The organism is Clostridioides difficile ATCC 9689 = DSM 1296 (assembly GCF_001077535.1).
Lineage (GTDB): Bacteria > Bacillota > Clostridia > Peptostreptococcales > Peptostreptococcaceae > Clostridioides > Clostridioides difficile.
Map to the genome: position 1 here is coordinate 2397678 of NZ_CP011968.1, position 14843 is coordinate 2412520.

Here is a 14843-nt window from a genome sequence, read left to right on the forward strand (position 1 = left end):
AAACTTAAAACTATACTTTCATTTTAAAATATTTTTAAATTAAATTTGGGGTGACTGAAAATCACACTATCTAACTTACAAAATGTGATTTTCAGTCGGTGCTTTAATTATGGTTGAATACCAAAACTTATAAACTATTTATATTTAACTATTAAGGCATCTACTGCACATACGCCTTTTCCTTTAGGATATACAAACACTGGATTTAAGTCTATTTCCTTGACTTCATCCTTATTTTCATAAGCATATTTTCCTAATTTGACCATCATATCTGCAAGAGCATCAATATCGCAAGGCTCACTTCCTCTATAGCCATTTAAAAGCTTAAATGATTTTAGTTTTTTAAGCATCATAATAGCTTCATCATGATTTATAGGTAATGGATATAATGTAGTATCTTTAAATACCTCTACAAATACTCCTCCTAAACCGACTAATAACATTGGTCCAAATTGGTCATCATTAGTTATACCAATAATAATTTCTATACCACTTTCTACCATTTCTTGAACTAATATACCATCAATATTAGCATCTGGTTTTGCTTTTTTTACATTAGTTAAAATCTCATTATATGCATCTACTGCCTCATCTCTATTCTTAATTCCTATTTTAACTCCTCCAACATCAGATTTGTGCAATATTTCAGAAGAATTTATTTTTAAAACAACAGGATACTTAATATATTTTAAGATTTCATCTAATTCATCAATACTTTTTGCATTACCTTGTCCTGGAACTGGTACTCCATATTTTTTCATCTCAATCTTACTATCTAATTCTGATAATGCTACTACATTATTTGACTCTCTTTTCTTAACAGCTTTAAATTCTAAAGTTCTTTTTGAATAATCATAATCTATAAACTTAGCCATTTTATTAAAACAAGTAAATGTAGTTCCAACTGATGACATTATAGGCACTTGATTATCTTCTAATCTAGTCCTATAATCTAAATATCTATTTCCTTCAAGTGTAGGAACTGCAAACACAGGTTTTTTCAATCCTTGTTCTCTAGCTTCACTTACAGCTTTACAAAGGGTTTCATGCATTTCATTTTCTTCATCTCTTATATTTGCACCTACCATAGTAAATCCAACACTATCATCCTTTTCAAAGGTATGTAATAAACCTACTATCATATCCTTTTCATGGAATAATGCTGTTGTAGCATCTAGTGGATTTTTAGGTGTTGCAAATCCTGGAAGATATTTTTTCATTTCTTCTTTAGTTTCAGAAGATATTTCTGCAAGTTCTACACCATTTTCTTCTGCTAAATCTGCACAAATAGTATTTTCTCCTCCTGAGAAGTTTATTGCTGCAAAATTAGAATTTGCAGGTAAATTACCATCTAAAACACTAAAAGCTTGTGCTAAACACATAAACTGTTCTAAATTTTCCACAGAAATTACTCCATATTTTTCAAAAATACTTTCAAAAGCTTTACTCGAACCAGCTAAATTTCCTGTATGAGAAGCAGCAGAAATAGCACCTTTTTCTGACCTTCCTGATTTCAATATTATTACTGGCTTTCTTTTTTGTGCTGCCCTTTTTAAAGCATCTATAAATTTTTGAGGATTTTTTAAACCTTCAAGGTAAATTGCTATTACTGATGCATAATCATCATCTACAAGGAAATCTACTGCATCTTCTAGTGTAACTATATTTCCATTTCCTGTTGAAAAACCATAAGATATATTAAAATAATCACTTGAAACAATTTCAGCAGTTATAAATCCACTTTGACCTACAATTCCTATACCAGGTTTTTTAGTATCTAAATCCCATTTAGAACCTCCTGCCCATAGATTAACCTTATCTATACAATTTAGCAACCCCATGCAGTTTGGACCCAATATTTTCATATCGTATGTATTTGATATTTCTATAAGTTGATTTTCTAAATCTGTACCTTACTCTGTACCTTCCTCTGCAAATCCACTAGCATATACCACTACTGCCTTTGTTCCTAACTCTCCAGAATCTTTTAATACAGATGGAACTACATTTCTAGGCGTACATACTACTACACAGTCTACTACTTCTGGAACTTCTTGTATCGTCTTATAACATTTTCTCCCAAACAATTCTTCTCTTTTGGGATTAACATAATATACTCTATCTGTTTCCTTACTTTTTACTATACTAAGTGCTGCACTTCTTCCAAAACCAAGTTTATCAGTCACTCCTACTATAGCAATACTTTTTGGTCTAATAAGTTTTTCCAAACTCATAAATTCACGCTCCTATATGTTTATAGTTGTGATTTTAAGTGAATTTTATCTCAAGATGAAGTTTCTCTTGGCACTAAAGATTATTAAATCTTGAGATAAATCACTTAAGATAAGGGTAATTTATCAAATGGCGTTATTATAGCCTTCCATGAATGCTGCTTCATTTTGAACATTAAACTTTCCTTTTCCTTTTTCCTCAAAGAAATCACACATAGTTTTTAAAGCTAATTCTTTTTCAAATAACCCAGTTTTAGCAATTAATGCTCCAAGTACTACTATATTTGCTGCTTTTGGATTGTTTACTTTTTGAGCTAATTCCTGACAATTTATTTTAACTACACTTATATCTTCTCTTAATGTTACATTCTCATCTATTGCAGATGTATTAATAACTACTGTTCCACCTTCTTTAACTAAATTTATATAATCTAAAGATGGTTTATTCATTGCTACTAAAACATCTATTTCTTCCATATCAGGCCCACCTATACTCTCATCAGAAAACTTTACTACACTATAGGCTTTTCCACCTCTCATAGTTGGACCATATGCAGGCATCCAAGTTACTTGTTTCCCCAATTCAAGTGCTGACTCAGCTACAATCAGACCAAGAGTTAAAACTCCTTGACCACCAAACCCTGCAAATACTAGCTCTTTTTCCATAACTATTCACCATCCCTTTGCTTAAATTCGCCAAGAGCATAATATGGCACTATTTCTTCTTCCATCCATTTGATAGATTTCTCTAGTGATACACCCCAGTTAGTTGGGCAAGGTGCTAATATTTCAACTAAGGAATATCCCTCTCCATTTAATTGAGCTTCTATTGCATTTTTTATATATTTTTTTAGATTAATTATTTCCTTTGGGCTATGAACTGAACCTCTTGCTACATACGCTACATCAAAGAAGTTTGCCACCATCTCAGGAACTTTCAGTGGACTACCAGTAGTCTTTATATCTCTTCCATTTACACTTGTTGTTGTGACTTGACCCGGCATAGTGGTCCATGACATTTGTCCACCAGTCATTGCAAAATTATTATTGTTTATTACAAATACAGTCACATTATGATTTCTATATGCTGTATTTAAAGTTTCAGAAAGACCTATAACATAAGCATCTCCATCACCTTGGTAAGTCATTACTAATGTATCTGGAAGTGCTACTTTAACTCCTATAGCTGTAGATGAAGCTCTACCATGTGCAGTTTGCATCTTATCACCATTCCAGCTAAAATTCATATTGCAGACACAACCAACTCCTAATGTTAATACATGATTTTTTTCATATCCATGTTCTTCTATTACCTCTGCTATTATACGATTTACTATTCCATGACCACAACCTGGGCAAAACTTGTTTGGTATTGAAACAACGCTAGGTGTTAATTTTTCTGTAGCCATATTAGAACACCTCCTTGATTTCGCCAGATTTTATTTTGCTATAAGTGTCCATTACTTGCAATGTTTTTGGTATATGATTTCCACTAAATAAACCATACACAGGTACATTTTCTTTACATACTTTCTTTGAGGCTAAAGCAACATCTTCTACTAATTGACCTGTGTCTGTTGATTCTACTGAGATAAATCCTTTTACATCTTTACTTACCTTTTCAAATGCTTTATATGGGAAAGGCCATACTGTTATTGGTCTTATTATTCCAACTTTTTCACCTTGTTCTCTAAGTCTTCTAACAGCATTCATAGTTGTTCTTGATGGTATACCGAACGCTACAAACACATATTCTGCATCTTCTACTTGATAATCTTCCCATTGTTGTTCATTTTCAGTTATTCTCATACGTTTCTCCATACAAAAAGTTGGCTTTTGGTTATCTGCAACCTTTGCATGGTCTCTATTACTTCCATCATAAGTCCAACCTAAATCTCCTTCTCTCTTCTTAAACTCTGGAAATTCTACTGGTTCCATCATTTGACCTAAAGCTGCTTCTGTCAAAATTTCAACAGGCACTCTGTACTTCTCCGCTACATCAAATGAGTTATACATCAAATCTACAGTCTCTTGAATACTGTTTGGTGCATAAACTATCAAATGATAATCTCCATTTCCTCCCCCTCTAGTATCTCTTAGATAGTCTGTCTGTGCTGAGTCCAATGAGCCAAGACCAGGCCCCCATCTCTGTACATTTACGATTACACAAGGGTAATGATTTGCACATAAGTAAGAAATCCCTTCTTGTTTTAAAGATATTCCTGGTCCTGAAGAACTCGTCATAGACCTCATTCCACTTGCATATGCTCCATATACCATATATATAGCAGCCATCTCATTTTCGGACTGTATAAAAGTTCTTCCAAGTTCAGACATTCTATGTGATAAAAATTCCATTACCTCTGTTTGTGGTGTAATTGGATATCCTGCATAAAATTCACAACCTCCTCTTAGGGCTGCTTCTGCAATGGCGTGGTTCCCCTTCCACATCTTTTTCATATTATCCCAACTCCTTCTAAGCCTCTTGACATGCTTCTTCTTTAATTATTTCAAAAACATTATCTGGACACACCTGATAGCAAATTCCACAAAGTATGCATTTACTCTCATCAACTTCTACATGAGCATAACCTTCTTTATTTATCTTACTTGATATTTTTAATGCTCCTTTTTTACAAGATATAACGCAGTATTCACAACTTTTACATCTCTCTGCGTTTATTTTTAAGTTCATATCTACACCCCGTTTCATAATATTTCTATCTATTATCCAATACTTGGCTCTCCTTTAATATTTAATATTTCCTTTAAAACTGCTACAAATTTCTTATTTTCTTCCATAGTTCCAATACTTACACGTGCATGTGTAGCACTTGGTCTTATTACAAACCCTCTTTTTTTCAAGTCTTCAAATAACTTAGGTATATCTGTTTTCATATCTACATAAAGGAAATTTGATTGTGAATCTACAACATCAAATCCCATTTTTGTAAACTCTTCTTTAAAGTAAGCCATTCCAACTCTATTTAATTCATATGTTTCTTTTATAAACTCTTCATCATCAAGTGCTGCTGTTGCTCCACTTATAGCAACACGATTTGCAGAGAAAGGCTCTTTTACTGTAAATAAAGTTCTTATTATCTCATCTTTAGCAATACCATATCCTACTCTAAGCCCTGCAAGACCATATATTTTAGAGAAAGTTCTTGTTACTATAACGTTATAATTTTCCCTTACATACTTAAGTCCATCCACATAATTAGGAACTGTTAAAAATTCTATATATGCTTCATCCAATATAGTTATAATATTTTCAGGGACTTTCTTTAAAAATTCTTCTAACTCTTTATCATCCACAATTGTTCCTGTTGGATTATTAGGGTTACATACACATATTAATTTTGTTTTATCTGTAATCTTATCTAATATACCTTGTAAATCATACTTATAATCTTCTGTTAAAGGTACTTCTACTGGTATCCCTTCATTTTTTATAGTTGCAGTTCTATATGATGGAAATGTTGGGTTACAATATATAACTTCATCTCCTCTATTTATAAAAGCCTCACCTATTAGAGTGATAACGTTATCTGCACCATTAGCAACAATAAAATTTTCTGGTTTTAAATCTAACTTTTCAGCTAATTTTCTTCTAAGTTCGTTAGCTTCTGGCTCTGGATAAAGTTGACCTTGTTTTAACATTTCAATCATAGCTTCTATTGCTTTTGGTGATGGTCCTAGAGGATTTTCATTTGAAGCTAATTTTATTATTTCTTTTACACCATATTTTTCCTTAACTTTTTCTATTGGTTCACCTGGAACATATTGATGTAATTCTTTTACGGTATTTCTCAATAATTTTTCTATCATTTTTAAAAGCCCCCTCTGTATATGTATTTTCATTTATATAAACGCTATTGCGTCTACTTACTTTAATAGCTTAAATTAACCATCTACTTAACTTTCTTTTAACTAAGCATTTCTTTGATTTAACTCTTCTCTTATTTGGTTTAATTTCTTGTCACTTACTGGATATAGTATTGCTATAACAACAGCTATTATTAAAGGTATTGCCATAGAATAAGAAATCATATTTATAAAACCTGATTTAACTGCTTCTGTGACTACCATATCAGCTTGATATCCCATTGAGTTCATTAAAACTGTTCTTATAGTAGTTGCAAGTAATACTCCTACTTGTATTGCAACTGGATATAGTGACATACTTAAGCCAGGTAAGTCTTTTCCTGATTTCCAATGCCCATAATCACAAGAACCGGCAAAGAAATTAAGATTTATTATTGATACTACATTTGAAAAACCTCCACCAATTGCCAACAACATAGTTACTCCTAAAGTAGTTTTCCCCCAAGGAGTCCATGCAACCAATAAGTGGCATAGTGCACATATAGAAAAAGAAATTATTGAAGCTAGTTTTTGCTCTCTACAGATTTTTATAAACACTGGTGCGAAAAACATGAATGCTACACTTACCAAAGGCATGATTGATAAAAATACTGCTAATCCACGTTCATCTTCTATTACATATTTAAAATAATATGGAGCCAAAGGTCCTAATCCTATAGATCTTATACATATAAGAAATTCTAAACAAAATGCCATCATAAGTGGTACATTAGTGAATAAAGCTTTTGCCATTTCACTTGCTTTAATCTTTGGCTTCTCTTCTTTTTGAAGAACTTCTTCTTCTGCTCCAGATTTTATTATCTCTGTTGAAGAAAACCAAAATACTAAAAGGCATCCTGCTGCAAAGAATAAGTAGGTACCTAAATAACCCATTCCTTCTCCACCTAATACATCTGCAAATAAAACTAATAATAACGGATATGAAAAACCTACTAAGAATTTACCAACTTCTTTAAATATATTCGTAGTAGTTGAGCCTATAACTCGGTCTCTAGGTGTCTTAGCAACTACAGGGTAAATAGCATAAATTATAGTGAAAACTACTTGCTGAGCACAAGATGCTATTAATAATAAAGCTGTCATCAAAGGTAAAAGTAATGCTGGACTTATTTTCATTAATGGAACTATGAAAAATATTCCATATGTTAATGCTAACGCTGCTGGTGCATATCTAAGCCATGGATAATACTTTCCTTTTTTGAATGGTTGTTTGTCAAATACTGTACCTGTTATAGGAGCTACAGCAATTTTTATGAAAGATTGTATAATTTGCATACCACCTGCCATAATTACACCAAGTTTTGCCACATCAGTTAAAAAAATATTTGTAACAGTTGATACAAAGTAACCTATAAAATTGTACGCTAAGTTTATAGAACTTGAATATGTGTATATTGCTCTTTTCTTAGGGTCTCTCATATCATCTCTAAAATTTGATATAAGATTTCCTTTTGGTTTGCTTTCTTGACTACTCACATCTACCCCTCCCTTATAAAATTTTCTTACTTTTTATTATTCACGTATAATAATATATATTTTGAATCTTAAATATCTCATTCTTGATTCAGGAGTATATTTTTATATGTGTATAATTTTAATTTAATTATATTCTCAAAATTCATAATTGTCAAACACTTTTTAAGTTTTATTTTTTACTACTAAAATTAACTAAAAAGCTATTTAGACTTAATTTAGGTTTGTTTTTTATTATTTTCTTGTTTTGAAATGTCATTGAAATGCGTATTTTAAATTATTTTATCATATTTCTAGTGATTTTAATTTTTTATAATTTTATTCAAGAATAATTTATTCAAGATATTTCTATACTACATCCAGATATTAAAAATATCTTTTTCTTATTTAAATTCCTTTTATTTTTATACATGTACTATTGATTTAAAAATAAAAGCGTGTTACAATTACAAAAAAGAATCTATGAGATAAATATCAATATGCAAAAATTTCAGAATTTTCAATTTTCTATTTTTACGTAATTTCCATCTAATATCATAAATTATTATAGCTATATTAATCTAAAACCAATAAAACAAATATCGTACTACTTTTATATAAAATATATTTTAAATATATTTTGTATATTTTATTAAAATATTTTATAAAGGAGAAAAGACTATGTTACTTTTAATTGTTACGTGTGCAATATACATATGGATTGGTTTTTATTTTTCAAAAAAAGTTAAAACAGCATCCGATTTCCTAATCGCAGGTAGAAATCTGCCTTTGCCTATACTAGCTGCAACCATTGCTGCTACATCTTTTGGAGGAGGGTGCTTAGTTGGTGGAGTTCAATGGGGAGCTGAAAGAGGACTTTGGGTTGGAATGTATTCTACTATAGGTGCAGCTTTAGCTTGCTTTATAAATGCATTTTTCGCAGGAAAATTAAGAAGCTTATCTTGTGATATAACACCTGCTGATTATATTGAAACTAGATATGGTCATAGTATATTTTTAAGAGCTTATCAAAGTCTTGTAACACCAATATCTATACTAGCTATTATGGGTAGTCAATTAATTTCTTTTGGTTCTGTATCTACTGCATTTGGTATTCCTTATGATATAGCTGTAATTATAGGAGTTATAGTTATCATTATATATACTTATACATCAGGAATGTGGGGAGTTGCAGTATCAGCATTTATTCAACTTGCTATTTGTATAGTGTTTTTGCCAATAGTAGCTTATATAAGCTTAAAATTAGTTGGCGACAACCCTTTACTTATGTTACAATCAATGGTAAAAGAACCATTCTTTCCAGGAAATAAATCGATTAGTGATTTTATGTATACAGTTTTACCATTAGTTTTAGGCTCAATATTTTCTTATGAAAGTTTTTTAAGATATCAATGTGCTGATAATGCTAAAAATGCAGTTAAAAGTAGTGTAATTGCAGGATTTATACTATTATTTCTTGCTTTCCCTATAGGAATAATTGGAGCTATTGGTGGTAGTTTATTTCCAAATATATCATCTGTTCAGGTTTTACCTCAAATGATATCGACTACTTTACCACCTTTAATATCTGTATTATTCTTAGCTGCTATATTGGCTGCCATAATGTCTACTGCCGATTCATTAATGACCTCAATGAGTGCTATTATATCAAGAGATATTTATAACAAATTATTACATCCTAATATAGAATTTAATGATTTAAAAAATACTCTAAAGTATTCTCAAATTGCATCAGCTTTGACAGCTATAATAGGTGCAATCATAGCACTTAAATTTGATAGTTTATTAGAATTATTGTTTTGGCCAGCTCCATTATGTACAGGTGTAATATTTGCACCATTTGTAATTGGTCTTTGCTGGAAAGGTGCTACAAAAAAAGGAGCTATCTATGCTGTTATAGTAAGTGTTATATTGGCATTATTAAATATGATTGGTATTCTTACTGTATTTGACAGAATTTTGGTTCCTATAATAGGTGGTTCTATTACAATATTTATAGTTAGCAAATTTTCAAAAAAAGATTGAAAAGAGAGGTATACACAGTAAATATGTCAAAATCAGAAAAGGGCAAAGAAACAAAAGCTAGTATTATAAGTGCTGCTAGAGAATTATTTTTTGAGCAAGGTTATCATAAGACAACAACTAGGCAAATTGCAGAAAGAGCTAATATAAATTTAGGTCTAATAAGCTATTACTTCTCAAGTAAAAGCGAAATAGGAGCTATAATATATGAAGATATAAGAAATGAAATGCAGTCTTTAATCTATAACTACCATGAAGAAGGTACTATGATGATGTTCTTTCTTGCTATGAATGCTGACCTTTGTTTCCTTCTAAAAAACGAAGCATATAGAAATTTTTATTTGGATATAGCTTATGAAGAAGCTATTTTAAGCTATCAAAGAAGTGTAACCGAAATGGTCATGAAAAGATATGTTAATGATAAAGAATCTATAGAACATGATGAATTAATACTTTCTTGTATTGGTATACTTGCTATGAAACCTGAAATAATTAGAGTTTATACTTCACACAAGTACGATATATCTTCTCAAGCTGTAATAAAGCATTTTACAAAACAGTTTCTTATTAATCTTGGTCATAGTACGGATTTATGCGAAGAGATTTTAGAGGAATTGAGTAAATACTATATAGATATAGTTGACAATTTTACTCCAATAATAACTCGTGTAAGAACTTAATAAAATTTTATTAAATTCTTAGAGACTGAAATTTTAAAATCATAATTTGATTTTAGGATTTCAGTCTTTATCATATTTAAAGATATTTTATAGTATACCTGTTAATACCATAAGTGTACTATCCAATTATATCTATAAATTTCTTTATCCATAAATTCCAAAGACGCCATTCATGCCCCCCTACACACTCTTCATATTCAACATCTACACCCAGAGAATCTGCATATTTTTTAAACATCTGATTATTTTTATATAAAAAATCTCTATCACCACAAAATTGATAAATTTTAGGAATATCTTCATTTCTTTCTTTAAGGTTCTTAAGTATGTAAAGTAAATCATTCTCACTATTTCTAGCGTCTTCTGGTCTACCAAAATCGTGAAATAGAATGTCTGCATTGGTTTCTATTTGTTGATTTTCTAACTCATGAATCATATCAGGCGAACCAGAAAAACTTGCAACTGCCGAAAACTCTTTTGGTTTTGAAAGCGCTAATTTTAAAGCTCCATATCCCCCCATAGACATACCAGCTACAAAGTTATCTTCCCTTTTATCTGATAAAGGAAATATAGCTCTAACAAATTTAGGTAATTCCTCGCTTACAAAAGTAAAATATTGGTGTCCATACGCCATATCAGTATAAAAACTAGTTTCTACTCTTGGTATTACTAGGGCTATATTTTTATTTTTAGCATAATGCTCTACATTAGTATATCTAATCCATGAGCTTTGGTCATCTTCTAAACCATGAAATAAGTATAATGTTTTAAATTTACCTTCAAAATCATATATCTCTTTACCACTAAAAAGTTCTTTTCCATTTGCTACAGGCAAAATTACAATTATATCAGTTTCTCCTCCAGTATATTTAGATTTAAATTTACATTCTATAAATGCCACAAAAAACACCTCTTCTATAATAATTTTATATCTAAAAAGCACCAAGAGTTTAACTTTCTCAGTGCTTTAAATATTGCTTAATTTATATATTTTTAATTATACATAATATTTTTTAGCTACATATAATCGGAAGTATCTGTCGGTAATCCCTTTTTGTCCAATTTACTTTCAACAATATCCTTAATTATAGAATAAATTACTGCAAACATTGGAACTCCTATAACCATTCCAATAAAACCTAATAATTTTCCTGCAACCAATAAGGAGAACAAAATCCAAAATGCAGATATACCAATTGAATCTCCAAGTATTTTAGGTCCTATAATATTTCCATCTATCTGTTGTATTATTAATATAATTAACAATAACCAGAAAGCTTTTATAGGAGATACAAACATCACTATTAGCGTAGATGGTATAGCTCCAAATAAAGGTCCAAAGAAAGGGATAATATTTGTAATACCAATTATAACTGATATTAATAATGTATATGGCATTTTAACTAATGTAAGTATTACAAATGTTAGAATACCTATAATGAATGAATCTAATATTTTGCCACCTAAAAATCTTCCAAATGTATAGTTACTTCTATGAGTTAATTCTAAAATTCTGGCAGCTTGTTTTTCTGTAAATACTGCATAAGTTATTTTTTTGCTTAATCCATAGAATTTTTCTTTATCAATTAATAAGTATACTGAAACAATTAATCCTAGTACAATATTCCATATACTAGAGGCTACATTCTTTAACATACTTCCTAATATTGGGATTAAATCTGTTACAAACTTTATAATATATGTAACAAACTCATTCCACTTATCAACTGCCAAATTAAAGTATTGCTCATCAAGATTTAAATCAGTCATTAATTTATCAATAAGCTTAGTTGCATTGTTTACATACATAGGTATATCATTTGCTAGTCCAACAATACTCTCAATTACTTGTGGCAATACGAAATGCATAAATAAGTAAAGTATCAATGTAGCTGTTGCATATGTTAATAAAAGACCCAAGCCTCTTTTTGAACTTTGTTTTAGTTTTTTTAATTTCTCACTTTTTATAAAAATTCTGTCTTCATAAAACTTTAAAATAAAATTAAGAAGATATGCAATAGCAAATCCTATTATAAAAGGTTGTAATGTTGTAAATATAGCATCTAAATTATTAGAAAATACATCAATTTGTGATGATACTAGATAAAATATAATACTACTAGCAGCTATTATAAATGTATAAATTGCTATTGTTGTGTATTTTGTATTCCAATTAATTTTCATTTTTTCCTCCTTATTTCTATATAATTAAATTTTATCACAAAATCACCACTTTTATAACAAATATACCAAATTAAAAATAAAATATATTCAGAATACAAATACTCAATTTTATTTATATTTATTATTCTACAATATAACCTACATTATCTTTTTAAGAACCTTAATTAATTTATTATCGTATGGAGCATATCTAATAGGGACATCCAAATTTAATTTTTTTAACACACTCTTATAATGAGTAAATGTATCGAATCCAGCTTTTCCATGATATGAGCCCATACCACTTTCACCAATACCACCAAAAGGTAAGTAATTCGTAGCTATATGAGTAACTGTATCATTGATACAACATCCTCCTGCTGGAATCATTTCTAAAAGTTTATTTTCTAGGTACTTATTTTTTGTAAAAATATAAAGTGCCAATGGATTTGGCATTTGTATAATTTTTTGTATTACTTCATCTAAATCTTTATATGTTAAAATGGGAAATATAGGCCCAAATATTTCTTCCTTCATTATATTATCATCCCAATTAACATTGTCTACTATAGTTGGCTCTATCTTTAATGTCTCCTTATTATAATTTCCACCATAGACTATCTTATCTTTATCAATAAGAGATAATATCCGATTAAAATGTTTCTGATTTATGATTTTAGGAAATTGCTCATTATTACATGCATTATCCCCAAAATACTTATTAGTATAATATTTTATTTTCTCTATTAACTCATTTTTTCTATCTTCATGCACTAAAACATAATCTGGAGCCACGCAGGTTTGTCCTGCATTTATTAGTTTTCCCCAAGTAAGTCTTTTGGCAGTAAGGTCTATATTAGCATCTTTTAAAATGATACAAGGACTTTTTCCTCCAAGTTCTAAAGTAATAGGAGTTAAATGCTCTGATGCTGATTTCATGATTATTTTACCAACATTAGTACTTCCTGTAAAAAATATATAATCAAATCTTTCCAATAGTAACTTTTCACATTCTTCTTGACTTCCTTGAACAACTGCAACATATTCTTTTGAAAAAGTATCTTCAACTATGTCTTTAACTACACTAGATGTTGACACAGAATATTCAGAAGGTTTTAATATAACACAATTCCCTGCTGCTAATGACCAAACTAATGGTATAAGTGCTAATTGAAATGGATAATTCCAAGGTGACATTATGAGAGTAACACCATAAGGTTGTGGAACAATTTTGGATATAGATGGAAAATTAACCATACTTGATTTAACTCTTTTTATTTTGCTCCATTTTCTTATATTCTTTATAGCAAAGTTTAATTCACTATAAAACATGCCTACCTCTGTCATAAAACCTTCAAAATCCGATTTATTTAAATCTTTCTTTAGTGCTAAAAGTATTTTTTCTTCATTTTGTGATACAACTAACTTAAGTTTCTTCAACTGTTCTATACGAAACGATATATCTCTTGTTTTACCTGTATTATAATATTTTCTTTGCATTTTAACCAACTCTTTTATATCCATTGTTAAAAATCCTTTCTTTAAGAATTATATTAATACATTTTTAGAAAAAGATTTAAATTTATCCTAACATTATTTTTTATATCATAATAAATTCATCTCAATATAACATAAATCTTCCAATAAAAAAAGCCCCTTATTAAGTATAAGTAAGCTTATAAAATAATTTATTTTAAAATAAACATTTTTTAAAATTATAACCTTATTGAAAAAATTAAATTATCCATCTTTAATAATATTATTTTATAAATAATGTCTAGTAAGTTTCTATGAAATCTAACTTTAGATAATAAATAATTATAAATATATACCTCTTAAAGTTCTCTTATATAATCAAGTATTGGAGTTAAATTTTCTTTATTACACCAATCAAATGCTTCTCCAGACAATAAAGGTGCTTCTGCTGGTTTAAGACCTTGACGTTCTTTTTTAGCTATAGATTTTTTAAAAAAACTACAAAGAGTATAATCTATAAAAGACATTTTTGTCTCATCCCATGCCCCACGACAATAAAAGCAAGGAATTTTGTTTAATTCATCCTTAAAATTTACTTCTCTTAATTTCTTTATTACTTCATCATCATATGGAGCAGCTCCTACGCCAAATACTACTAAATTTTTTTTCTGCAATTCTTTATAATTTTTTTTTAAGAAAGAAATTCCCGCTATATTACAAGCATAAAGACCTCCTCCTAAAATAATCGTATCATACTTCATAACCTTTTCTATATTAATATTCTTAGTTTCAAAAATATCACAAGACAATAATTCTGAAAGCCATTTAGCATATTTTTTTGTTGAACCATACTTACTCTTATAAATCACTACTACATTTTTCATATAAATTACCCCCCTCTCTGATGTCA

Annotated in this window: 14 protein-coding genes; 2 read left to right on the forward strand and 12 right to left on the reverse strand. The window is 29.5% G+C overall.

The features are described 5' to 3' along the window. Nucleotides 1-134: 134 nt before the first annotated feature. The 8 genes from CDIF1296T_RS11580 to CDIF1296T_RS11610 form a co-directional block, all read right to left on the reverse strand. Nucleotides 135-1841, reverse strand: a complete 1707-nt coding sequence (locus tag CDIF1296T_RS11580; protein ID WP_234702208.1) for an acetate--CoA ligase family protein — start codon at nucleotides 1839-1841, stop codon at nucleotides 135-137. Between the two features lie 72 nt (nucleotides 1842-1913). Then, nucleotides 1914-2234, reverse strand: a complete 321-nt coding sequence (locus CDIF1296T_RS19725; RefSeq protein ID WP_225722723.1) for a CoA-binding protein — start codon at nucleotides 2232-2234, stop codon at nucleotides 1914-1916. 123 nt (nucleotides 2235-2357) lie between these two features. Beyond that, the gene (locus CDIF1296T_RS11585) at nucleotides 2358-2897 is read right to left on the reverse strand and encodes a 2-oxoacid:acceptor oxidoreductase family protein (protein WP_003433888.1); all 540 of its coding nucleotides are present in this window, start codon (nucleotides 2895-2897) and stop codon (nucleotides 2358-2360) included. A 2-nt stretch (nucleotides 2898-2899) separates the two neighbouring features. Continuing rightward, on the reverse strand, nucleotides 2900-3640 hold the full coding sequence (locus CDIF1296T_RS11590) for a thiamine pyrophosphate-dependent enzyme (RefSeq protein ID WP_003433887.1): 741 nt from the start codon (nucleotides 3638-3640) through the stop codon (nucleotides 2900-2902). Between the two features lies 1 nt (nucleotide 3641). Then, the gene (gene vorB / locus CDIF1296T_RS11595) at nucleotides 3642-4691 is read right to left on the reverse strand and encodes a 3-methyl-2-oxobutanoate dehydrogenase subunit VorB (protein ID WP_003433885.1); all 1050 of its coding nucleotides are present in this window, start codon (nucleotides 4689-4691) and stop codon (nucleotides 3642-3644) included. 16 nt (nucleotides 4692-4707) lie between these two features. Further along, nucleotides 4708-4926, reverse strand: coding sequence for a 4Fe-4S binding protein (locus tag CDIF1296T_RS11600; protein ID WP_009897359.1), 219 nt, complete (start codon nucleotides 4924-4926; stop codon nucleotides 4708-4710). 32 nt (nucleotides 4927-4958) lie between these two features. Next, the gene (hisC, locus tag CDIF1296T_RS11605; protein ID WP_009897361.1) at nucleotides 4959-6062 is read right to left on the reverse strand and encodes a histidinol-phosphate transaminase; all 1104 of its coding nucleotides are present in this window, start codon (nucleotides 6060-6062) and stop codon (nucleotides 4959-4961) included. A 102-nt stretch (nucleotides 6063-6164) separates the two neighbouring features. After that, on the reverse strand, nucleotides 6165-7595 hold the full coding sequence (locus CDIF1296T_RS11610) for an MFS transporter (RefSeq protein WP_003433880.1): 1431 nt from the start codon (nucleotides 7593-7595) through the stop codon (nucleotides 6165-6167). Between the two features lie 657 nt (nucleotides 7596-8252). Here CDIF1296T_RS11610 and CDIF1296T_RS11615 point away from each other — a divergent pair. Together CDIF1296T_RS11615 and CDIF1296T_RS11620 are read left to right on the forward strand one after the other, a co-directional pair. Further along, nucleotides 8253-9617: a sodium:solute symporter family protein gene (locus CDIF1296T_RS11615; RefSeq protein ID WP_009897363.1), complete on the forward strand. Its 1365-nt coding sequence runs from the start codon at nucleotides 8253-8255 to the stop codon at nucleotides 9615-9617. 23 nt (nucleotides 9618-9640) lie between these two features. Continuing rightward, a complete protein-coding gene (locus CDIF1296T_RS11620; RefSeq protein WP_003423398.1) occupies nucleotides 9641-10294 on the forward strand; it encodes a TetR/AcrR family transcriptional regulator in 654 nt (217 codons plus the stop codon). A gap of 118 nt (nucleotides 10295-10412) precedes the next feature. Here CDIF1296T_RS11620 and CDIF1296T_RS11625 read toward each other — a convergent pair whose 3' ends face one another. The 4 genes from CDIF1296T_RS11625 to CDIF1296T_RS11640 all read right to left on the reverse strand — a co-directional run bounded on the left by CDIF1296T_RS11625 (nucleotide 10413) and on the right by CDIF1296T_RS11640 (nucleotide 14817). After that, nucleotides 10413-11195, reverse strand: coding sequence for an alpha/beta hydrolase (locus CDIF1296T_RS11625; RefSeq protein ID WP_009897364.1), 783 nt, complete (start codon nucleotides 11193-11195; stop codon nucleotides 10413-10415). A gap of 116 nt (nucleotides 11196-11311) precedes the next feature. Further along, a complete protein-coding gene (locus CDIF1296T_RS11630; protein ID WP_003433873.1) occupies nucleotides 11312-12478 on the reverse strand; it encodes an AI-2E family transporter in 1167 nt (388 codons plus the stop codon). Between the two features lie 138 nt (nucleotides 12479-12616). Further along, nucleotides 12617-13981 (reverse strand): aldehyde dehydrogenase, encoded by a 1365-nt coding sequence (locus CDIF1296T_RS11635; RefSeq protein ID WP_009897365.1) that lies wholly within the window; start codon nucleotides 13979-13981, stop codon nucleotides 12617-12619. 311 nt (nucleotides 13982-14292) lie between these two features. Continuing rightward, nucleotides 14293-14817, reverse strand: coding sequence for a flavodoxin domain-containing protein (locus CDIF1296T_RS11640; protein ID WP_009897366.1), 525 nt, complete (start codon nucleotides 14815-14817; stop codon nucleotides 14293-14295). Nucleotides 14818-14843: the final 26 nt, after the last annotated feature.